This is a genomic window from Halanaerobium sp., assembly GCF_003070835.1.
Genome location: NZ_QBLR01000482.1, coordinates 1 through 1,486 on the forward strand (window position 1 = coordinate 1; position 1,486 = coordinate 1,486).

A 1,486-nucleotide genomic window follows, 5' to 3' on the forward strand; every position below is an offset into this window, starting at 1 on the left:
GAAATTGAAAATAATCTTGATAGACTGGCAGATATGGTTGAAAAGAATATAGATATTAATAAATTATTAAAGTTAAGTAGAAGGTGATAAAATGGCAGATTCAGTTATGATTCAGGGTACAGCTTCAGATGCCGGTAAAAGTATTTTAGCCGCTGCTTTATGCAGGGTACTGGTCCAAGATGGATATAAAACAGCTCCCTTTAAATCTCAAAACATGTCTTTGAATTCTTATATTACAAAAGAGGGTAAGGAAATTGCAATTGCCCAGACAGTACAGGCAGAGGCTGCAAAAGTAGAAGCAGAAGTTAATATGAGTCCAATTTTGATGAAACCTATCGCCGATGATATGTCTCAGATAATCTTAAAGGGAAGAGTATTTAAAAATATGAGGGCTGCTGATTATTTTGCCCAGAAAGCGAAGCTAATTAAAATTATAAGAGAAGCTCTAGCTGATCTTAAACTGGATTATGATCTTTTAGTTTTAGAAGGTGGGGGGAATCCTGCTGAAGTAAATTTAAGAGATAAAGATCTTGTTAATATGAAAGCAGCAGAAATAGCTGCTGCGCCTGTGATTTTAGTTGCAGACATTGATAAAGGTGGAGTTTTTGCTTCAATTGTTGGAACTCTGGACTTGCTTACTGAAAAAGAAAGAAAGAGAGTTAAGGGAATAATAGTCAATAAATTTAGAGGTGATCCTGCTGCTTTTAAATCTGGAGTAGAACTGATAGAAAAATATTCTGGCAAAAAAGTATTGGGAGTTATGCCGTATTTAGAAAAACTTAATTTACCTTCAGAAGATAGTTTAGAGCAAGAAATTTATGGTAATCAGAATTATAAAATTGATATTGTAGTTATTGCTTATCCAGGGATGTCAAACTTTACAGATTTTGATTATTTTAAAACTGCAAAAGATATTCAGCTTAGATACGTAAAAAGGGAAATTGAGCTGGGAGATCCTGATTTAATTATACTGCCTGGTTCTAAAACTACTATTAGTGACTTAGAATTTTTATATGAATCAAAACTGTCTGGAAAAATTATTGAAAAGGCAGCTCAAAATACTGAAATTATCGGTATTTGTGGGGGCTATCAAATGCTAGGTCAAAAAATATCAGATCCCGATAATTTAGAAGGAGCCAGGCAAAATATAAAAGGTCTTTCACTACTAAAGATTAGTACTGTTCTGGAATCTCAAAAAATAACGAGACAGGTTAAGGTGGAGAGTTTAAATAAACTCAAATTTTTCAAAAATAGTCAGAATGAAATTTTAAGAGGTTATGAAATTCATCAGGGTAAAACTATACTAGCTGCTGATCAGAAATCATTATTTAAGTTAAAAAGACAGAAATTAGGTAAATTAGAAAAAACTGTTCATGATGGGGCAGTAAATGATAGAGGAAATGTCTGGGGTACATATATTCATGATATTTTCAAAAATGATTGTTTTAGAAAATCATTAATTAATCATCTTTTAACAAAAAAAGGT

Annotated in this window: 1 protein-coding gene; it reads left to right on the top strand. The window is 32.1% G+C overall.

Translation table 11 applies throughout. The features are described from left to right. Positions 1–91: 91 nt before the first annotated feature. On the top strand, positions 92–1,486 hold a 1,395-nt coding region (locus CI949_RS20645; RefSeq protein ID WP_290769920.1), incomplete at its 3' end, for a cobyric acid synthase.